The following is an 18,752-nucleotide window of genomic DNA, read 5'->3' as shown; positions in this document are numbered from 1 at the left end:
TTTTTCATTTATTTTTTAATTAAGCAAATTCATTAGCTAAATAACAAGATGCAGAAATTAAACCAGAAATATATGATACTATATTTCCGATAACAGGAACAATAGAACTACTTGACGAAATAAGACCCGTCGAAGAAGCACATAAAGATAATGTCGTTCCAGAAGACAACCTTTCAACTTCAATTTTTAAATTAGATAAATCATTTTCTAGTGTTATAATCCTATTATATAATTCTTTTATATAAAAATGATTTTGAATTATAACAATGTTTTGAAGTAATGAATGAAATTGAGTTCTAATTTGAAAATTTTTGTCATCTTTTCAAGTTCTTTTTTGTTCTGTACAAAAATGCGGGACGTCTTGTATTTTTTGTCTTTCAACTTCTTCGTTTCATTTATGATAATTATTTCCTCAGTTTTTTAACAAATCAGGAGTTCAACTTAAATGACGTTGATTAATAAAATTAACGACCACGGCACTTTCTGTTTTATAATTGCTTGAACTAGAAGCAACTATTTTAGCTGAGGTATTTGTTTTTTCAGTAACATATAAGTTATTAATATTCAAAGATTGGTTTAGTTTTTTAACTTCATTTAATATTGTAATGTTATCATCAGAATTAATAATTTTTAAATCTGTATTCAAAATATATTCATTAATATTTTTAGCACATGTATTTGGTGCTGCAGAGAACCCAACTCCTCCACCAACACCGGCACCTGTAAAAAAACCAACCGTGCCACCAACTAGTGCTCCAACTGCGGTACCCAAACCAGGGACAACACTACCTATTGCAGCTCCCGCAGCTGCTCCGGTGCCTGCGCCAATCGCGCCACCGCCGCCGACACCCGCCCCGACAGTTACTCCCATCGCACAACTATTATCATGTGTTTTATGTCTTTTACTTCTACTTAAAACTTTTGAATTACTTGTTTGTAAATTATTATTTTCTTTAATTTTTGCTGGTTTATTTCCAACAATGCCTGATATTCCGTTTCCTGCTATTGTTATTGTTCCTAAAATTCCTAGAAATTTTTTCATATTAATCAAATTCCTTTCATTAATTTTTACTAATTAATAAAATTTACAACACCTTTTCCTTTCTCCAAAAATTAATCTAAAGTCTCTTTGCCTTGGAATCTAATTATAAACCATTTTAAAAATTTTTTTGCATTATTTTAAATTTATCATCCCTTTTTTAAAAAACTTCTTGTACTTGTCATAAGTCTGTGGTATATTACAAAAGCTGATTAAGGGGCGCATAAAGTTTTGTTAGGTGGGTAAAGATTTGAATAATTTTGAAAGAAAAGCAACTAAAAATTTATTACCTTTTTACTTGAAAAATAATTAATAAAACAAAATATTTAATATTAACAAACATATTCTTAATAAAAGGTTATAAAAACTAAGTAAAATGCTTATAAAAACAACATTAAAATAATTTTTTACAACAAAAATCATACATAAGAAATATATACTTAATTTGCATATTGAAATAATTTATAGTAAATGACTATTTTTTCTTTTTTAAAAAATACCTAAGAAAACTAAACGCGACCTCATATTTAATTTTAGTAGACATTTTTATTTAATTATTTATAATTAATTTGTATTAAATAAGCTTTATAAATTTGAGAAAGGAAGTCTGATTGTTGAATAAATTTTATTATTAATTGCTAAAAATTCACGAAAAGGAAATTAATTAACATGAAAAAATTATTAGGAATCTTAGGAACAATAACAATAGCCGGAAGCGGGATGGTGGGACTTGTCGGCAATGCCCCCTCTCCAACAAAAAATGAAATTAATTCTTTACAAAAGAATAATTTAGAAAGTTTAAATAGAAACAAAAGAGATTATAGAATAAATAGAGTATCTGATAAAAATTTATCTGTTCCAAGAATTAGACAATTAGCTAATTATTGATGCGGGCCCGCCATTGCAGAATCAATTTTATCTTATTTTGGATTAAATACAAATCAGGTTCTTAGAAATGTTAATTTAAATCGTGCACCCGGGGGGCCTTTTACTAGCTTTCAACATTATTTGGCTAATTTAATGCAAACTAGAACACATAGAAATTTAAATCCTGATTTATGACAATCAAATCAAGAAAATGATGTATTAGGAACATCTGTTGATTCTTGAACAAGTGTTATGAATGATTTTATTCGTGCAGAAAATTTAAATTCTGGAAGACAATATTCTATAAATCAAATTAATTATGATGCTAGTATAAGGGGTATTGAAAATAGAATTAGAGGCAGTTTAGAAAATGGTACACCAGTAGCACTTGCTTATAGAGGAAATTTACCTCAAAATTATAATTTAAATAGTGAAATTGATAATCATTTTATTATAATTTATGGTGTTTATGGTGTTTTGGGAGCTAATATGCATGAAATAAATTCTAGCTCAGTTCTTACTTTTCGTTATATGGATCCTTGAACAGGAACAAATGGTACTGTTGATGCTTCACTTATAAGAACACTAATTTCTAATAGAGATAATTCTGGTAATCCATTAACAAGTTTTTTAATTTCTTATGATAATTCAAATGTATCAACACAAACTCAAATATCAAGACCAAATCAAACAGAATGAGATATGGAAATGGGGAATTGTAATATTGGCCCAGTATCGCAATTTGTTAGAGCAAACTTTTATTGTAATATAAAAACAAGAACAGAAAGAAGTTATTTAAATAATAATTTGTCTTGTCCAAGTGATTCAAATCCGTATTATGAATATCATGGTAAAGACAATACAAATAATGATTATTTTAAAGTAACAGGTAAATCTGGACATGATAGAGTTGAACTTAAAATGTCATTAAAAACCGCTGTTGCTTTTGAAAATTTTTTTCATCAAAATAATAAATTAAAAATTAAAAATTATTTAAAAAATTTAATAAACCATGTTGAACAAAAAAAATGAAACCTGAAGTGGCGGAAGTATTTTAGATACAGATAAAGAACTTATGAAAGATTTTATTTATGACGGATATCAATATTTTCATGAAAAATTATTAGAATTGGTTGATGCAGAAACTAAAAAATCAAAAAATAATTCAATTTTTATTAGAACGTGAAGAACTTATAATTGAAAAGATTTAAGTGAAGAATACCAAAATAGTGCTTTTTATATTAGTAAAAGTAGTAAAGAAGAGAATTAATTAAATAATTAAAAAATATTGAAATTACTACAAACAATCGAAATGATAAAAATATCAATAACAAGTGTAATAATTTTAAGTTTCTTGTGATAAAAACAGGAAAAGTATTCAAACCAGTAATTAAAATTACTGGTTTTTATTTTGACAAAATAAAAAGAAGAAAAAATTTAAAAGTTGCTTAGTTATTTAAGATTATTGTTATCATAGAAAAATGCATTTCTGTGGTGGTTGCTTGAGTAGTTATTAAAAAGTGTTTATTTTAATTGGTTTCTGATTTTGCATCAAATTCTAGTATTTTTCATCAGTTTCATCTTGCACCGGCAAAGGTATCTTTTTGGTATTCAAATTTTACTTTAATATTTTTTATTTTAATATTTTGTTTTTGTTCTTTTTCAACTTCTGTTCATTTTGTATTTATTTGTAATTCGTTAAGTTTTTTAATAATATTAATTTGATTTTGGTTTATATAACTTTGAATTCGCCCTTTATTGTTTCATAATTCTTCCACAGGATTTATCGGTTTTATTCCTGATTGCTTTTCTATGTCATTTAATAAAAATTGTAATTCTGTTTTTCACGTTGATGCAGGTTTATAAGGATTTTCATTTTTTCATATTACAAATTCTGCTTTTTCTAAGTTAATTTCAGAAACTTGATTACTTTTTTTACTGTCTAAGTCTAACGGTGTTGGTCTATTTGTTTTATTGGAGCAAGAAGTTACGGATAATATCGTTAATCCTGAAATAACTATTGTACTTAAAATTTTCATTATTTTAATTCCTTTATTATTTTATTTTTTCAATATATATATATATATATATTACAGGAAAACCCTTAATATCATTAGAAAAATGGCAAAACCGATTAAAAATTGAAAGTTATAATAAAAGGCTGGGACTGTTTTAAAAACTGGAAAAATGGCGGTCGAAAAGTTAACTGTTGCTTTTGCAATAATCGCTAACGGGCGTAAAATGGTAATGATTTGTGACGCTGTCAATATTCAGTTAATCATTTTAATACCAGCATTCTGAATGGCACAACCAATATCATTAAATGTGGGTATCCACCGTCCGGAATATTTGCAATTTGCTGGCGGAATTAGGTCATCTCATTCTGAATTGGTGGAACCATCAGGGATAAATGCTGTGGAATTAAGGACATTAAAATCATAAATTTTAAAATTATAGTTAGAGGTATTACTTTTGTGATAAAGAGGAAAGGTTAAGGTAAAAATATTAATACCGTAACGAATATCAATATCGGTGTTGAGATAGTTAATACTGTTAACAGTCTTGTTGGCTGGCAAGGCGATGAGTTTATTATCATAAGATTTAAGGACATTAAAATGAATTTGATAAATGCTATTTTTATTTTTAATAGCATTAAAATCTTCTTGGTGCGTTTTTTTATCAAAAGTAAAAAAATAACTTCTTAGTAATAATTCCGAGTTACCAGTAACATTGATTAAGTATTTTTTGGGATAAAAGGTAATTAATGAGCGATAAAAGAAACCAATTTGAATAAAGTAATCCTTCTTATAGTTGTCTATACCCTTAAAATCAACTTCGGTATGAGTTTTTTCGTCCATATCAAAAGTCGCATAAAATAAACTGGCAAAGAAGTTGCCAAGAATTTCATAGATTTCGTCAAAAACATTTTTGTAATCGTTATTATTAATACTAGAAATGTTGTTTTTAAAATAAAGGTAAATGTCATTTCGTAAGTCGGGGTCATAGCGTAGAAAACTAAATTTAACATTGAGGTAATTTAAAGTACCAAAAAGATACTTAATTAAGTAATAATCATTAGTCTTTTCGGTGTCATATTTTCAGATTTCATTTTCACCATGTAATAATTGTAAATAATTATTTCCTGCGATTAAAGTTTTATTAAATGCTTTAATTTTCAAAACATTTTCATTTATTTTATCTTCACTGCTAGAAGTTTTATGATAAAAATAGCTTTCGTTTTTAAAACCGTGGTTTTTAATGGTAAATTCTTTGTAATAGCCTTTTTCTAAGGTGTCAACAAAATTAAATATTGGTGTTCAATAAAGATAAGAATAATTAAATTTGTCAAAATCACCGCGATGAATCATTAAATAATCAATGCTATCAATAACATCGTTATAGTTATGGTTGCCATCAAATTTGGTGTTTGTTGTTGGTAATTCAATATCAGTCGAAGGTTTGGTTTCTGATTTTGCATCAAATTCTAGTATTTTTCATCAGTTTCATCTTGCACCGGCAAAGGTATCTTTTTGGTATTCAAATTTTACTTTAATATTTTTTATTTTAATATTTTGTTTTTGTTCTTTTTCAACTTCTGTTCATTTTGTATTTATTTGTAATTCGTTAAGTTTTTTAATAATATTAATTTGATTTTGGTTTATATAACTTTGAATTCGCCCTTTATTGTTTCATAATTCTTCCACAGGATTTATCGGTTTTATTCCTGATTGCTTTTCTATGTCATTTAATAAAAATTGTAATTCTGTTTTTCACGTTGATGCAGGTTTATAAGGATTTTCATTTTTTCATATTAGAAATTCTGCTTTTTCTAAGTTAATTTCAGAAACTTGACTGTTTTCTCTTTTGTTTCTAATTAGTGATTGTGTTGTTATTCCGTCATTGTTAATGTTTTGGGGAATGGTAAAAATGTTATTAAAACTAATAATTATCACCGTAAATATTTTCATAAACATTTTTATCACTCCTTTTTAAAATATTTTATTTTTTATTGTTCTTTTAATTTTTATTTTTTTAATAAGTCACTCAATACCACAATTTATAATTACAGCTATTGTAATGCATATATCTAAATATCCCAGTATCATAAGTGAAATCAATGCTTCAAATTTTTCATATAACAATTTCAAATCATTAATTTCCAATTTTAAAAATGCAATGAAAAAGATAGTAATCATAAAAATGTAAGGTAAAATTCTCCATCAATATTTTTTTAAAGAACTAATGATTTTGTTTCATTTCATTTTTCAAGGCTCTTTTTGTTTTAATTTTCTGAATAATCAAGCGAATTAATTTTTCAAATTTAATTGCAAAATATATTGCTCCACCCCATCAAAAAACAAATATTCCCGCTAGCATAATACCACTATTAAATTTGCCAAAGAAATCAACCATTTGTTTATTCATAAAATTATTAAATTCATTACTTGTTCCAGTTATTCATTTAGTATCGCTTGCTGTTAATGCACAAATTAATAAGCTTATAAAAATGAAAATGATACTTAATACTACTTTTAACCACTGCTTTTTAAAAGCATTTTTAATTCTTAATTTTAATGACATTTTTTCTTTTAAATTATCTTTTTTAAATAATTTTGCTAAAAATTTTTTCATTTTAATTCTCCTTTCATATTTTTATCGTCCTTTAATCACAATAAATAAAGCAATAAGTACACAAGTAACGCCAAGAATGGTAAAGATTGGATGTTGTGAAAATGTTCGTGCCATGGGTTTAAATAGTTCTAAAATTGTTAAATTACTAGTAATAAACTTTTGGAAATTGGCAAGACCTTCGCTAATGTAGTTTGTTAAAGTTTCAAAATGACTACCAGCTAATAATCCAAGAACAGTTATTAAGATAAAAATAATAATTAGTTTAAACATTGTTAGTTACCTTGTTTTGTTTTTATTGGTTTTATTTGTTTTTTGACTTTTCCTCATGCACTTAAACGGCCACTATTTTTAACCGCATATTGGCGTTGTTTTTCTAAATTAACTTGTTGACTACCAAATCCAAGAATAATTGCCATAAGAAATTCTACAGCCAGCGTTAAGAATAAAGGAAATATTAGTTGAATATTTGTTCCTGGTACTTCTAAACTTCAAATTAAGTCAAAAACTTTATAAAGCATTTGAGCGAGAAAGTCGGCCATTTTTGCGAGATTTTCCATTTTTTATTGTTCCTTTTCTTTCATTTTTCTTAAAAATTTGCTAAATTTATCCATTTTTAAGTATTCTAAGTCTTCTAAATCAATTGCGGTGTCAGTATAGTATTTGTCTTCATAATCAGGATTTACTTTTGCATTTAAGTAATCTCTTAAAAACGCTAGGTAAAAAGAATTGTAAGTGTTTAATATTGGTAGCGGAATTTTTAGTTTAAAAAAATAAATATCAAGTTCAGGAATATCACGATATTTAATGCGACGACCCTTTTTATTATTTTTAGCATCAATTAAGGTGTTTCGTCAGCGTTCATATTCTTCAATGCTCGTAAAGGTACCATAGATGACTTTTAAATAGGGGCGAAAAATATTAACGGGTTTTTTGCGAATTCCCACAATCACATTGTTGGCAATATCACGAACTTTAACTCAAATATGTTTATCTCTTTGACCACTAGCTAACACAATATGACCGAAATGGCGTGCCAGAGCGAAATATTCTTGAATACCGGTTTCTTCGTTTTTGGTATTATTTTTTTCTCAATCAGTTTCTTCTAAAAATAAATTGGTTTCATCTCATAAAAGTAAGGTTTTGTCTGGCAATACCGGATAATCAAAGTCTAATAACCCCATATGACCTAAACTTAATTTTTGAGTTTCTAGCAACGGAAAGGTTGAGGCGATGTGATATTTCTTCTTTTTTAGTAATTTTGATGCGTATACTAGAAAAGCAGTTTTTCCGGTTCCTAATGAACCAATCACAATATTTAATGGTGAGTTTTTTAAGAAATTAATAACTTTGTTAATTTGTGTTAAATTACCGATTTTAAAAAGAAAAATTAAAATACAACCTGCTAAAAATAAATAGCTCACAATGTTTTTAAAATAACCGTTGTAAATATATCAAATTGCTCCTCAATGTCATAAAATTAAAAATGAGGTGCGATTTAATTCAATAAAATGGTTATTTTTTTCTATTATTCATTTGCAAAATTTCATCTTGCACCTCACTTTATTTTTTTATTAGCGGACAGCTCCAAGTAGTTTTTCAAACATTTTAAAGCAAATAAAGAATATTGCCAAAATAAATGGAAAAATGAATATTCAATAGTCAGCAAAGAAGTTACCAACTTGTGGCATATTAACAGCAATAATTTCTCACATTTTAGTAAACGCTGTTATGATCGCATTTCATAATTTAGTCATTGCGTCACTAGCTGTTATTTTTTCTACTGTTACTGGTGTTTCTCCAACTAAGAAAGTTCCAATCATATAATCACCCCCTTTCTTTTAATATAACTTCTTGACATTACTTTCTTCTCTATCTAAATACTGATATGGTTTTTCAAAGTAACATGAGAATAAATCACACCATAATCGCTGTTAAAAATCAAAATGCAATGTTTGCTATTAAAAGTCAAAGTGGTGCTTCGATTAATTTAATTTCTTTACCTTCAGTAATATGAGCCGGGATAGTTGTAATTTGAATAAATAAATCTCAGAACGTTTGTTTAATTTGTTCTCAATTAAATTCTTTTAAATTTATTGTCATTTTTTATCTCCCAAAAATCATTTTTATTGGTAAATACATAATTGAGATTAATGCGAAAAGAAAAGTAATGATAATAATTAATCCGGCAATAAACACAACTTGCGCAGGCATTTTTTCTATCGGAACAAACAGTTTTAAGAACTCCATAATAATTTCTCAAAACATTATTTTTCATCCTCGTTATTTTCTTTTGAATTAGGAGCTTTAACTCATTCTTCAAAGCGAGCAATAAATACTTTTTCGTCTTTTGTAAAATTACCAGTATTATTTTTAATAGCATTTTTGTATTTAATTCGTATTTTTATTTTGGCATAAATTTTATAAGCAAAATATGCCAATAGCATTATGCTGATAATAATAAATATTAGTCCAATTGCAATATTCATTTTTAAACTCCTTTAAAATAGTTATAATTTGTATCTTTTTTGTTATTTTCTTTTTCGGCAATGAAGAAACTTAATAATTCTTGTCCTTTAATTAACTTGGTTTCTTGCTCTTGTTGATTAATTGAGATTACTTGGTATTCATTATTTTTGATTATTCCGATGCAAATGGAATTTTCATATTTTCCTTTATAAACAAATCGTTTTGGAAACCAAATACCGATTTGTTTATTAAATCACGGAATTTTTGGTGCTTTAATTAAAATTGCATTTTGTGTTTCTTTTAAGATATATTTCTTAGTATTTAAGAAAATATTTTCAATGTTTTTCATAATAAATTACCTTTCTTATGAATAAACTAAGTTATATTAACTAAGTTATTTAACTAAGTTTTTTAAACACTTATATATCGCAGATTTAAGTGTTTAACAAGTCTTGTTAGTAAACTTCGTTTACTAATTAACTTAGTTTGATTTCATTGGTGCAAAAAATATAAGGCATAATTAAAAATAATAAGTGTTAATTTAACCTTATATTTCTTGCAATAAATAAATGAGCTCATATTTATTTATTGATTTTGTGTAAAACTAACATAAGTGTGTGCTTTACACAAAATATAGTTGTTAGTCTATTGATAATTGTGGTGATTTTGTATTATAATGTTAAAGTAATTTGTAATGCGGGTTTGGCGGAATTGGCAGACGCACCAGACTTAGGATCTGGCGTTTTACGACGTGGGGGTTCAAGTCCCTTAACCCGCACCATTTACTATAAAATGTGCACTTAATAGTGCATTATTTTTTTAATTAATTAGTATTATTTTAATAAATAGATATTTAAAAAATGAAAAAGGTGGGTTTAATGAAAATAAAAATTATTTTTATTGATATTGATGGGACTTTGTTTAATGATAATCATTGTCTAACTGAATTTAATAAGGAAATGTGTATTACAGCTCAAAAGCAAGGTGTTATTGTTGTTATTAATACAGGAAGAATTACTACTAATGCTATTAGTATTGCTAAACAAATTAATGCTCATAAATTTAAAAGTTTTGTTGTTGCTAATAATGGTGTTCATATTTATTCATTTAAAGATAAAAAATTAATTTTTAATGGAAATATTAATTATGATGTTGCTAAAGCGGTTTATCGTTGAGTTGATAATAAAGGTTTTAAATGTCAATTGTATACTGAAGATGGTTCTTTTGTTAATCGCCTTGGAGAAAATTCTAGTTATTGAGCTGATGTTATGCAAGCAAAATATACAGTATTGAATGACATTGATGATTTAAATAGTGATATTGCTCGGATTGTTATTATTGCTAAAACTATTACTAGTCAAGTTGCTTCTCAGGAATTAATTAATGAATTTAATGAAAAATTTTCGCATTTAGATATTAAAGAATATCATCCAGGAATATATGAAATAACATTGCCAAAAATGAGTAAAGGTTATGGGGTTACATATATTTGTGATTTATTAGGAATTAGTACTAGTGAAGCAATGGCGTTTGGTGATTCATATAATGATCAATGATTAATGCAAGCAGTGGGTCATCCAGTGGCAATGGATAATTCAGTTGAGATTATTAAAGAATTATCTAATTATATTTGTCAAAGTAATAATGAAAATGGTGTTGGTAATATGATTCGTAAACACATTTTGAAGTAAAAATATTATTATTTTAATTATGTTAAAATAATAAAGAATGAAAGGAGAATTTAAAATGGTTATTAAAACAGATATAAGTAAGTTTGATGAAGCTATTAAAACTGGTAAAGTTATTATTGATTTTTATGCGGATTGATGTGGACCTTGTAAAATGTTAGCACCAATTTTTGAACAATTATCTGATGAAATGAAAGAAGTTTCTTTTGTTAAAGTTGATATTGATGAATCACAAGAATTGGCACAAAGATTTAATATCAGTTCAATTCCGACATTATTAATTTTTGATGATGGTCAATTAAAAAGAACTTTAAATGGTTATAAGTCCAAAGAAGAATTAAAAACGGCTTTAAGTTAAAATTAGTAATTTTTTTCTTGCCAAATTTAATTTTTTATATTATTCTTAAACTATAATTTCATAAGAAGGGAAGTTTAAAAATGAAAAAACCATCAATTAAAGACAAAGTAGCTGATTTTATCGTCGAAGAGTATAAAAAATATGGGATTACAAAAAGCAAAGCTAACGATATTTTTGATAGTATTATTAATATTTTAACCGAAGAAATTCAGAGTGCTGAGAGAACACCTATTTCAGGTTTTGGTATTTTTAAAACTAAAGAAAGAAAAGCTCGGGAAGGAAGAAATCCGCAAACAGGAGAAAAAATCGCTATTCCTGCGAGAACTGTTGTCAGTTTTAGTCCTTCAACAACTTTAAAAGAAAAAGTTAATACAAATAGTTAATAATTTTTTAATAATTATTAAAAAATTATTAAAAATATTTGAAAAATTACAGTAATTACTGTAATTTTTTTATTTAACTTTATCGTTTAGTAAATAATAAAAAATTAAAATATTTTACTATTTTTATTGTAATTATGCTAGAAAATAGTAATATTAGTTTATTAAGAATGTGCTTAGTTATTTATTTAATACAATAAGCAATTATACAAATTAATATTAATGTCATTAATAATCATTAAATAAATGATAAGTAATCCTTATTTTCACTATATTTATAAAAGGAGGAATAAATTAATGAATAAATTACTTAAAAAATTATGTACTTTAACATTGATCATATCACCAGTTTTACCTATTATTTGTTGTTCTAGTAGTAGTGAATCGTTAGATGAGCAAAATGATTATACATATAGTTTAGAAGAAATTAAGAATCATTTAGAAGCAGGTATTGATGCTAGTAATTTAAGCGTTCGCGATGCTTATGTTAAAGGCTTAGACTATCTTTCTAGTTATATTAAAAAACAACAATCATTAGCTAGGGTTAGTTTAGCAGATCGTTCCCAACGAGAAGAAAAGCTTGTTTTTACTGACGACAGTGTTATTGTTAAAATTGAAGTTATGTTGGGAACCCAAAATATTTTAATTAATGCTAAATTATTAAATGTAAGTTCAGAATTACAAATGCGATTAAATGAATTATTTAGTGATTTAGAAGGGCAAACGATTGATGGTTCAAGTTTAAATAGTTATCAAAAATATAAAGATGCATTAGAATTAATTAAGAAAAATTCTCATATCGCAAATGATAAATATAAGTTTATTATTAGTTTATCGCCAGATAGTGAAAATATTAAGATGTCAGATGCTAATAATGTAATTCCCATTACTTTTAAAATTGCTGAAGAAGAAGCAACAAAAATTGTTAATATTACTGTTTCTAATGTTGAATTATCAGCATTGGATGCAGCCCTTAAATATATTAAAATTTTAGATATTAATAAGGAACTTACTACTCAACATAAAAACGAACGAATAATAGGATATATTAATAAAAAATTAGAAAACTTGGCAAATGATGTAACGGTGACAGAAATTATTGATATTAATAAAAAAATCATTGTTGATAAAGAAGGTAATGCAAATGAAAAAGAAGAACCACTATCGGGTGTTAAAGATAATATTTTGACAATTATGTTAAAAGATGGTAATAATCAAACTCAAACTGGTAAGATTACACTACGAAATATTCAAACTTTTAATCCGAAAATGGGATGAGAACAAATAATAGATATTGTTGAAAAAAATGATATTGTCTTTACCTTAAAAGTAACGCATCTGGATAAGTTTGAAAGTAAAGAAGAAAAAAATCTTGCTGATTTTAAAAACTTAGTTAATAATGCGATGGAAAATCAAATAATGAAAGATAATTATGATTATGCAATTCATTGAGAATTAGTAGCGGTGACAACAAGTGTATTTAATACGGAAACTCCTACTAAGTCAGGAGAAATAAGAAAAATAAATGTTAGATGAAAACTAGAAGGTAGTCGTATAATAAGTAACGAAAAAGAGATTAAATATATCGTTATTCCTTAGAACCTAAAATAAATGCTATTTAAGCATTTATTTTTCTTGTAATCAATGTTAGTAATGGTAAAATATTGGTATATTAATGTCTTATTAAAATGAATATTAGCAATATAGAAAATAAATTTATTAAATTAGTAGTTTGCTATTAAATTAATTATTATTTTTTAATAAGGCGTAAATTAACATAGAAGGGATAATGGACTATGAATAAAAATTTGCTTTTGCAATTAAGTATTATTTCTCTATTGGGAAGTAATTTATTAGCACCGCTTAGCGATCAGTATATTAATAGTTTAAAAGAACAAAATAATGATCAAACTATTCCTGAGGGAGTATTATTTATTCCTGATATTGATGGGTCTTCATTACAAGAAAATGAATGAACTTATGTTCATGGTTTAAAACTTTTTAATAATTTTATCGGTTCAATTGAATCATCAGCTAAAGTTGTTTTACAAAATGAAAACTTGTTAAGTAAAAGTCTTACAAAGGGAACTAATATCTTTTTTGTTAAAATAATAGTTGGTAATGAAGTTCGTTTAGCTGTGGGGCGATTAATTAATGTTCGTCTTTCCATTGAAGAACGCATTAGTGAACTTATTAAACATTTAGAGAAAACTATTGATGGTAGCAAGTTATCTAAGGATATTAGTTATGAACAAGTAATTAATTTTGCTAATTTATTAGCAAATAAGCAAGATAATAAAATTAAAATTTCATTAAATAATTCTCAAGATGCAAAAAAAATGCTAAATTTGGGAACTAATTTTCTTAAAGTTGATGTAAAAATTAATAATGTTATTAAACAAAAAATATTATCTTTAAAAAATGTTAAAGACAATAATGATTTATTTTTTCAAGAAATTTTAACAGCGTTTGTTAAACCAAAGCTTGTTATTGATGGTAAAACATTATTTGTTAATGATACATATCGTGATGCTTTACAGTTAATTAAAAATCATATTGAAAAAGCATTGCCAATTGCAAAAATAAGTTTAGAAGATGTTAATCAAAGTTTTCAGCAAATAAAAGCAAATCGTGTTCAAGTTAGGGTAGTAATTCGGATTGCAAATATTTCACAGGTTGCAATATTTAGTATTAAAAATATTGTTGTTCGTAGTCAACATAGTGCTTGAGATAATTTTGTTGCAAATGCAAAAAATTATTCAAGTGATAATTACTTTCTTTCACAGTTATTTAAACAAGAAGAAAATCAAGATTTAATAAATGTTAATACAGTAAAAGAAGAATTGGATGGGTCACTAATTTATGGTGAAGGTTTAACTAGTGCCAATACAATTGCAGATGCTTTTAATCAATGAGTGGATGAGTTTGATGTCTTATATGATGAGGTAAAATTTTCATTAGATCCTAGTGTTGATGGTACAGAAAAATTACAAGAAGATGAAAATACTTTTGTTATTAAAATTTCATCTGGTAAAGAATCGGCAACTATTATTGGCGGTGTTACAGGTGTTGAATTATTAGATGAAGATCGGTTAAATAATTTTGAAAAACATTTAGAAAATCCGATTGATGGCAGTGCCTTAAATACGGGACAAACACATAGTGATGCCTTAGATTTTCTTATTGATAAATTATCAAACTTTGATAATTTTGTTGAAATAACATTAACTAATTTATCAGTTGATGGTAGTAAAAAATTAACTGTGAATTCTAAAATTAATATAACTATTAAGTCAAATGATGTTAAACGCAAGGTCGCGTTTAGTTTTCTTAGGTATTTTTTAAAAAAGAAAAAATAGTCATTTACTATAAATTATTTCAATATGCAAATTAAGTATATATTTCTTATGTATGATTTTTGTTGTAAAAAATTATTTTAATGTTGTTTTTATAAGCATTTTACTTAGTTTTTATAACCTTTTATTAAGAATATGTTTGTTAATATTAAATATTTTGTTTTATTAATTATTTTTCAAGTAAAAAGGTAATAAATTTTTAGTTGCTTTTCTTTCAAAATTATTCAAATCTTTACCCACCTAACAAAACTTTATGCGCCCTAACTACTGACAATACGGTTCACGATGCTTTTGATAAGTTAATTAAACCAGAAATTGAAAGAATTGTTAAACAAGCAACGATTACTTTAGTGGATAATGGTAAAGTTAAACTTAATAGTAATGAAAATCTTATTAAAGTTAAAGTTGAATTAGAAGGTAAAACAGAAGAAATTTCTTTTAAAGTAGTTGCTGTTAATTTATCTAATAAGGATCGTGTTGAAAATTTAGTTACTAAGATTAAAGATAAGAAATTTGATGGTTCTTCATTTGATACTAGCAAAACTAATAAAGATTTATTAGAATTTATTAAATTAGAAATTGCTTTACTTGATGATAAAATATCAGTTGTTCTTAAAGATCCAAATATTATTGCCAATAAAATAGTTAGTCCTGAAAATAGATTGGTTTTATTAGTAAAATTAGGAGAAGTAACTAGAGAAGTTGCTATTAAAGTAGATAATGTTAAATTGTCATCCGCTGATCGCTTAGAAAATATTTTTAATAAATTTAATAATAAAGAAATTGATGGGTCATCATTAACTAGTGATAATACATTTACTGAAACTTTACCCCTTATTAGTGATGAAATAAAAGCAGAAGATAAAGATATTATTATTAAATTAGTAGAAAATGGTTCTTTAGATATTAATGAGAATATTATTAAATATATTCTTCAAATTGGTAATGAAACAAAAGAAATTAGTTTTAAAATTATTAATGTTAAGTTATCAAATGAAGAAGTTATTAACAATTTAGAGCAATGACTTTTAGAAAAGGAATTTGATGGTATTGGATTAACAACATCAAATCATATTAGTGATGCATTGCCAAAAATTATTACTGAAATTCAGAAACAATATCCAGTTGCAACAATTTCATTGGATGATATTGAAGATGCTAAGGAAAAACTAACTGATGATTATAGTATTATTCGGATTAAAGTTAATGTTGGTGATTTAACAGTTGATATTCCAGTTAAAATTATTAATATTGAATTATCTGATGTTGATCGTTTAGAAAAAATAAAACTTATTATGGAAGATAAGAAAATTGATGGGTCATCATTAACTACTGATAATAAAGTTAAGGATACTTTAAGTTTAATTAAACAAGAAATTGAGAAATATGATCAAAATGTTACTATAACTATTAGTGATAATAATATTTTAGATAATAATTTAGTTATTGATGAAAATAAAATTGTTGTAACCATTAAGTCAGGTAAAAAAGTTCAAAAAATTATTGTAGCAGTTACTGGTGTTGTTATATCTGATGCTGATAAAGTAAAAGAATTTATTAGTAAGATAACTACTAATACGATTGATGGGTCATCATTGACTACTGCAGATACTGTTAAAAATGCTTTAGATTTAATTAAGGAAAAATATCCTGATAGTGGTGTAATATTTTTATTACCAGATAATATTAACCCTAATAGTAAGTTAAAAGAAACTAATGATATTCGTGTTGTTATTAAATCGGGTGATAAGAGCGCAGAAACTAATTTTATTGTTAAAAATGTTAAATTAACTGATAGTGATCGCTTAGATAAAATTATTAATGCGTTTGATAATAAAGAAATTGATGGTTCGAAATTGACAACTAATGATGCCATTGAAAAAATTGCTAATCAAATAAAAGATCAAATTAGTCAATTTGATAAAAATGCCCAAGTAGAATTTATAGGTGATCCGATTTCAAAATTAAAACCTGATGATAATTCTTTAACATTTAAGATAAAAATTAATAATGAAGAAAAAGAAGTGACAGTTAAAGTAACTGGCGTTATTAAATCTACGGAAGATAAAATTAATGAAATTATTAATGCTTTTAAAGATAAAAAAATTGATGGGTCATCGTTAACTACTGCTAATAAAGTTAATGATAGTTTAAGTTTAATATTAGCAAAAATTAGAGAAAACAATCCTAAAGCGATTGCTAAAATTACTAATATTAATGTTGCTACTAGTAAATTAAAAGAAAATGAGAACTCATTTAAGATTACTATTATTTTAGATGGTGTTGAAAAAGAGATTGAAGTAACAGTTGAAAAAGTAAAATTATCACCAGTTGATTTGATTGATAAAGCCATTGATAAATTTAAAGAAGAAAAAATTGATGGTTCTGGATTTACGACTGATCAAACTTATGAAGAAGCATTAAAAATTGTTCAGAAACAATTAGATAAGATTGCCCCGGGAACAACTGTTGAATTATTAGATAAAAATGAAAAAGATAAGAAATTAACTAAAGATGATAATGAAATTAAAGTGCTTATTAAAACTGATAATGATGCGAAACCAACAGTAATTACAATTACAAAAATTACTGTTAGTGATAAAGATATTATTAAAAAAATTAAAGAACAAATTGAAAAAGATAAAGATATGTTAATTATTGATGCAACTACTAATGAAACGATTGGTGATGTTATTAATAGATTAAAACAAATTGCTAATGAAACTGATAAGAATGTAAAAATTGTTACTGATATGGACTTAAATCAAAAATTAGATGCTAAAGATAATAAGATTTCCTTTAAAATTGTTTCTGGTAAGGAGTCAGAAGGAGTTATTATTGATTTGGGTGGTGTTAAAATATCTAATGAGGATATTTTAAAACAAGTTCAAGATAAATTAAAGCAAATGGATGGTTCATCATTAACTAGTGGTGATAGTAAGGAAAAAACTATTGTGTTAGTTAAGAAATTATTAAAAGATTTAATTAAAGAATATGGTATTGGGATTAAATTATTATATTCAAAAACTGATGCCAATAAAAAATTAACTGTTAATAAAGATACTGTTGATTACGAAGTTACTATTAATGGTGAAAAATATCAAGTTAGAGGACAATTAATTAATATTAAAGTTGACCCTAATATTAAGCGTTTAAATGATTTAGCAAAAGAAATTAATAATATGGAAGTAGATTTAGGACTGCTATGTATAAGACCTAAAGATGTATTAGTTAAACAAATAATTAGGCAATTAGAAGAAAGAGGATTTACTAACTTAAATGATGTTACGATTGAATCATTAGATGTTCCTAATGTCTTGAAAAAAACTTTAGATTTAGTAGGTGGGTTTTTAGGTACTAAAAAATACGCTAAGGTTCGTGTTAAAGTTACAATTGGCGGTTATGAAAAAATTGTTGTTGTAAAATATGCTGTTGTTGTTGTTGATCCTACCTTATGTATTCTTGGTTAAAGTGCAAAACGGCAAACTAGGAGTTGAAAAATATTAGCTAAGAATTTTAATAACAGTTACTTAATTTAATGGGTACCGTTATTATTTATGTTATAATAACTTTTGTAAGTAGAAAATTTAAAACGGTTTCCACAATAGTTTTTGATTTTCTACTTTCTTTTTATTTTTTTATAAGTTTAAGGGCGCATAAAGTTTTGTTAGGTGGGTAAAGATTTGAATAATTTTGAAAGAAAAGCAACTAAAAATTTATTACCTTTTTACTTGAAAAATAATTAATAAAACAAAATATTTAATATTAACAAACATATTCTTAATAAAAGGTTATAAAAACTAAGTAAAATGCTTATAAAAACAACATTAAAATAATTTTTTACAACAAAAATCATACATAAGAAATATATACTTAATTTGCATATTGAAATAATTTATAGTAAATGACTATTTTTTCTTTTTTAAAAAATACCTAAGAAAACTAAACGCGACCTAAGTTTAATAT

Annotated in this window: 20 protein-coding genes and 1 tRNA gene; 9 read left to right on the top strand and 12 right to left on the bottom strand. The window is 25.5% G+C overall.

Annotation, left to right across the window (positions count from 1 at the left end; genetic code table 4):
* Positions 1 to 19 precede the first annotated feature (19 nt).
* Entirely contained in the window at positions 20 to 1,042 is a 1,023-nt protein-coding gene (locus AAHF53_RS03765; RefSeq protein WP_342189519.1) for a hypothetical protein, read from the bottom strand.
* 666 nt (positions 1,043 to 1,708) lie between these two features.
* Between AAHF53_RS03765 and AAHF53_RS03760 the strand changes: the two genes are divergently transcribed.
* Both AAHF53_RS03760 and AAHF53_RS03755 read left to right on the top strand, forming a co-directional pair.
* On the top strand, positions 1,709 to 2,974 hold the full coding sequence (locus tag AAHF53_RS03760) for a hypothetical protein (protein WP_342189518.1): 1,266 nt from the start codon (positions 1,709 to 1,711) through the stop codon (positions 2,972 to 2,974).
* A gap of 7 nt (positions 2,975 to 2,981) precedes the next feature.
* Positions 2,982 to 3,176, top strand: a complete 195-nt coding sequence (locus AAHF53_RS03755) for a hypothetical protein (RefSeq protein ID WP_342189517.1) — start codon at positions 2,982 to 2,984, stop codon at positions 3,174 to 3,176.
* A 259-nt stretch (positions 3,177 to 3,435) separates the two neighbouring features.
* On the opposite strand, the gene AAHF53_RS03750 is transcribed toward AAHF53_RS03755, so the two are convergent.
* From AAHF53_RS03750 to AAHF53_RS03700, 11 genes are all read right to left on the bottom strand, one after another.
* A complete protein-coding gene (locus tag AAHF53_RS03750; RefSeq protein WP_342189516.1) occupies positions 3,436 to 3,945 on the bottom strand; it encodes a hypothetical protein in 510 nt (169 codons plus the stop codon).
* A 51-nt stretch (positions 3,946 to 3,996) separates the two neighbouring features.
* Positions 3,997 to 5,880, bottom strand: a complete 1,884-nt coding sequence (locus tag AAHF53_RS03745; RefSeq protein ID WP_342189515.1) for a hypothetical protein — start codon at positions 5,878 to 5,880, stop codon at positions 3,997 to 3,999.
* Between the two features lie 265 nt (positions 5,881 to 6,145).
* The gene (locus AAHF53_RS03740; RefSeq protein WP_342189514.1) at positions 6,146 to 6,538 is read right to left on the bottom strand and encodes a hypothetical protein; all 393 of its coding nucleotides are present in this window, start codon (positions 6,536 to 6,538) and stop codon (positions 6,146 to 6,148) included.
* A 21-nt stretch (positions 6,539 to 6,559) separates the two neighbouring features.
* The gene (locus AAHF53_RS03735) at positions 6,560 to 6,808 is read right to left on the bottom strand and encodes a hypothetical protein (protein WP_215826579.1); all 249 of its coding nucleotides are present in this window, start codon (positions 6,806 to 6,808) and stop codon (positions 6,560 to 6,562) included.
* A gap of 2 nt (positions 6,809 to 6,810) precedes the next feature.
* Positions 6,811 to 7,095, bottom strand: a complete 285-nt coding sequence (locus tag AAHF53_RS03730; protein WP_342189513.1) for a hypothetical protein — start codon at positions 7,093 to 7,095, stop codon at positions 6,811 to 6,813.
* 3 nt (positions 7,096 to 7,098) lie between these two features.
* On the bottom strand, positions 7,099 to 8,085 hold the full coding sequence (locus AAHF53_RS03725; protein ID WP_342189512.1) for a hypothetical protein: 987 nt from the start codon (positions 8,083 to 8,085) through the stop codon (positions 7,099 to 7,101).
* 24 nt (positions 8,086 to 8,109) lie between these two features.
* Complete coding sequence (locus AAHF53_RS03720) at positions 8,110 to 8,358, bottom strand: hypothetical protein (RefSeq protein ID WP_338968904.1); 249 nt, start codon at positions 8,356 to 8,358, stop codon at positions 8,110 to 8,112.
* Between the two features lie 49 nt (positions 8,359 to 8,407).
* On the bottom strand, positions 8,408 to 8,638 hold the full coding sequence (locus AAHF53_RS03715; protein WP_342189511.1) for a hypothetical protein: 231 nt from the start codon (positions 8,636 to 8,638) through the stop codon (positions 8,408 to 8,410).
* A 3-nt stretch (positions 8,639 to 8,641) separates the two neighbouring features.
* Positions 8,642 to 8,803 carry a hypothetical protein gene (locus tag AAHF53_RS03710; protein ID WP_342189510.1) on the bottom strand — a complete coding sequence of 54 codons (162 nt, stop codon included), beginning with the start codon at positions 8,801 to 8,803 and terminating at the stop codon, positions 8,642 to 8,644.
* Positions 8,803 to 9,024 carry a hypothetical protein gene (locus tag AAHF53_RS03705; protein WP_342189509.1) on the bottom strand — a complete coding sequence of 74 codons (222 nt, stop codon included), beginning with the start codon at positions 9,022 to 9,024 and terminating at the stop codon, positions 8,803 to 8,805. Before AAHF53_RS03705 ends, AAHF53_RS03710 begins: the two co-directional genes overlap by 1 nt.
* A gap of 2 nt (positions 9,025 to 9,026) precedes the next feature.
* Positions 9,027 to 9,353, bottom strand: a complete 327-nt coding sequence (locus AAHF53_RS03700) for a hypothetical protein (protein WP_342189508.1) — start codon at positions 9,351 to 9,353, stop codon at positions 9,027 to 9,029.
* A gap of 347 nt (positions 9,354 to 9,700) precedes the next feature.
* Between AAHF53_RS03700 and AAHF53_RS03695 the strand changes: the two genes are divergently transcribed.
* The 7 genes from AAHF53_RS03695 to AAHF53_RS03665 all read left to right on the top strand — a co-directional run bounded on the left by AAHF53_RS03695 (position 9,701) and on the right by AAHF53_RS03665 (position 18,256).
* Positions 9,701 to 9,785, top strand: a tRNA-Leu gene (locus AAHF53_RS03695).
* A gap of 97 nt (positions 9,786 to 9,882) precedes the next feature.
* Positions 9,883 to 10,695 (top strand): Cof-type HAD-IIB family hydrolase, encoded by an 813-nt coding sequence (locus AAHF53_RS03690; protein WP_342189507.1) that lies wholly within the window; start codon positions 9,883 to 9,885, stop codon positions 10,693 to 10,695.
* A gap of 55 nt (positions 10,696 to 10,750) precedes the next feature.
* Positions 10,751 to 11,050: a thioredoxin gene (gene trxA / locus AAHF53_RS03685; RefSeq protein ID WP_342189506.1), complete on the top strand. Its 300-nt coding sequence runs from the start codon at positions 10,751 to 10,753 to the stop codon at positions 11,048 to 11,050.
* An 80-nt stretch (positions 11,051 to 11,130) separates the two neighbouring features.
* Complete coding sequence (locus tag AAHF53_RS03680) at positions 11,131 to 11,433, top strand: HU family DNA-binding protein (RefSeq protein ID WP_215825698.1); 303 nt, start codon at positions 11,131 to 11,133, stop codon at positions 11,431 to 11,433.
* A gap of 294 nt (positions 11,434 to 11,727) precedes the next feature.
* On the top strand, positions 11,728 to 13,029 hold the full coding sequence (locus AAHF53_RS03675) for a hypothetical protein (RefSeq protein ID WP_342189505.1): 1,302 nt from the start codon (positions 11,728 to 11,730) through the stop codon (positions 13,027 to 13,029).
* Positions 13,030 to 13,226: 197 nt separating this feature from the next.
* On the top strand, positions 13,227 to 14,789 hold the full coding sequence (locus AAHF53_RS03670) for a hypothetical protein (RefSeq protein ID WP_342189504.1): 1,563 nt from the start codon (positions 13,227 to 13,229) through the stop codon (positions 14,787 to 14,789).
* 200 nt (positions 14,790 to 14,989) lie between these two features.
* The gene (locus AAHF53_RS03665; RefSeq protein WP_342189503.1) at positions 14,990 to 18,256 is read left to right on the top strand and encodes a hypothetical protein; all 3,267 of its coding nucleotides are present in this window, start codon (positions 14,990 to 14,992) and stop codon (positions 18,254 to 18,256) included.
* Positions 18,257 to 18,752 lie beyond the last annotated feature (496 nt).

The organism is Spiroplasma endosymbiont of Dilophus febrilis (assembly GCF_964030685.1).
Classification (GTDB): Bacteria; Bacillota_I; Bacilli_A; order Mycoplasmatales; family Nriv7; genus Nriv7.
Note: the sequence above shows the minus strand (reverse complement) of the source record. Positions and strands in the feature narration are given on the sequence as shown.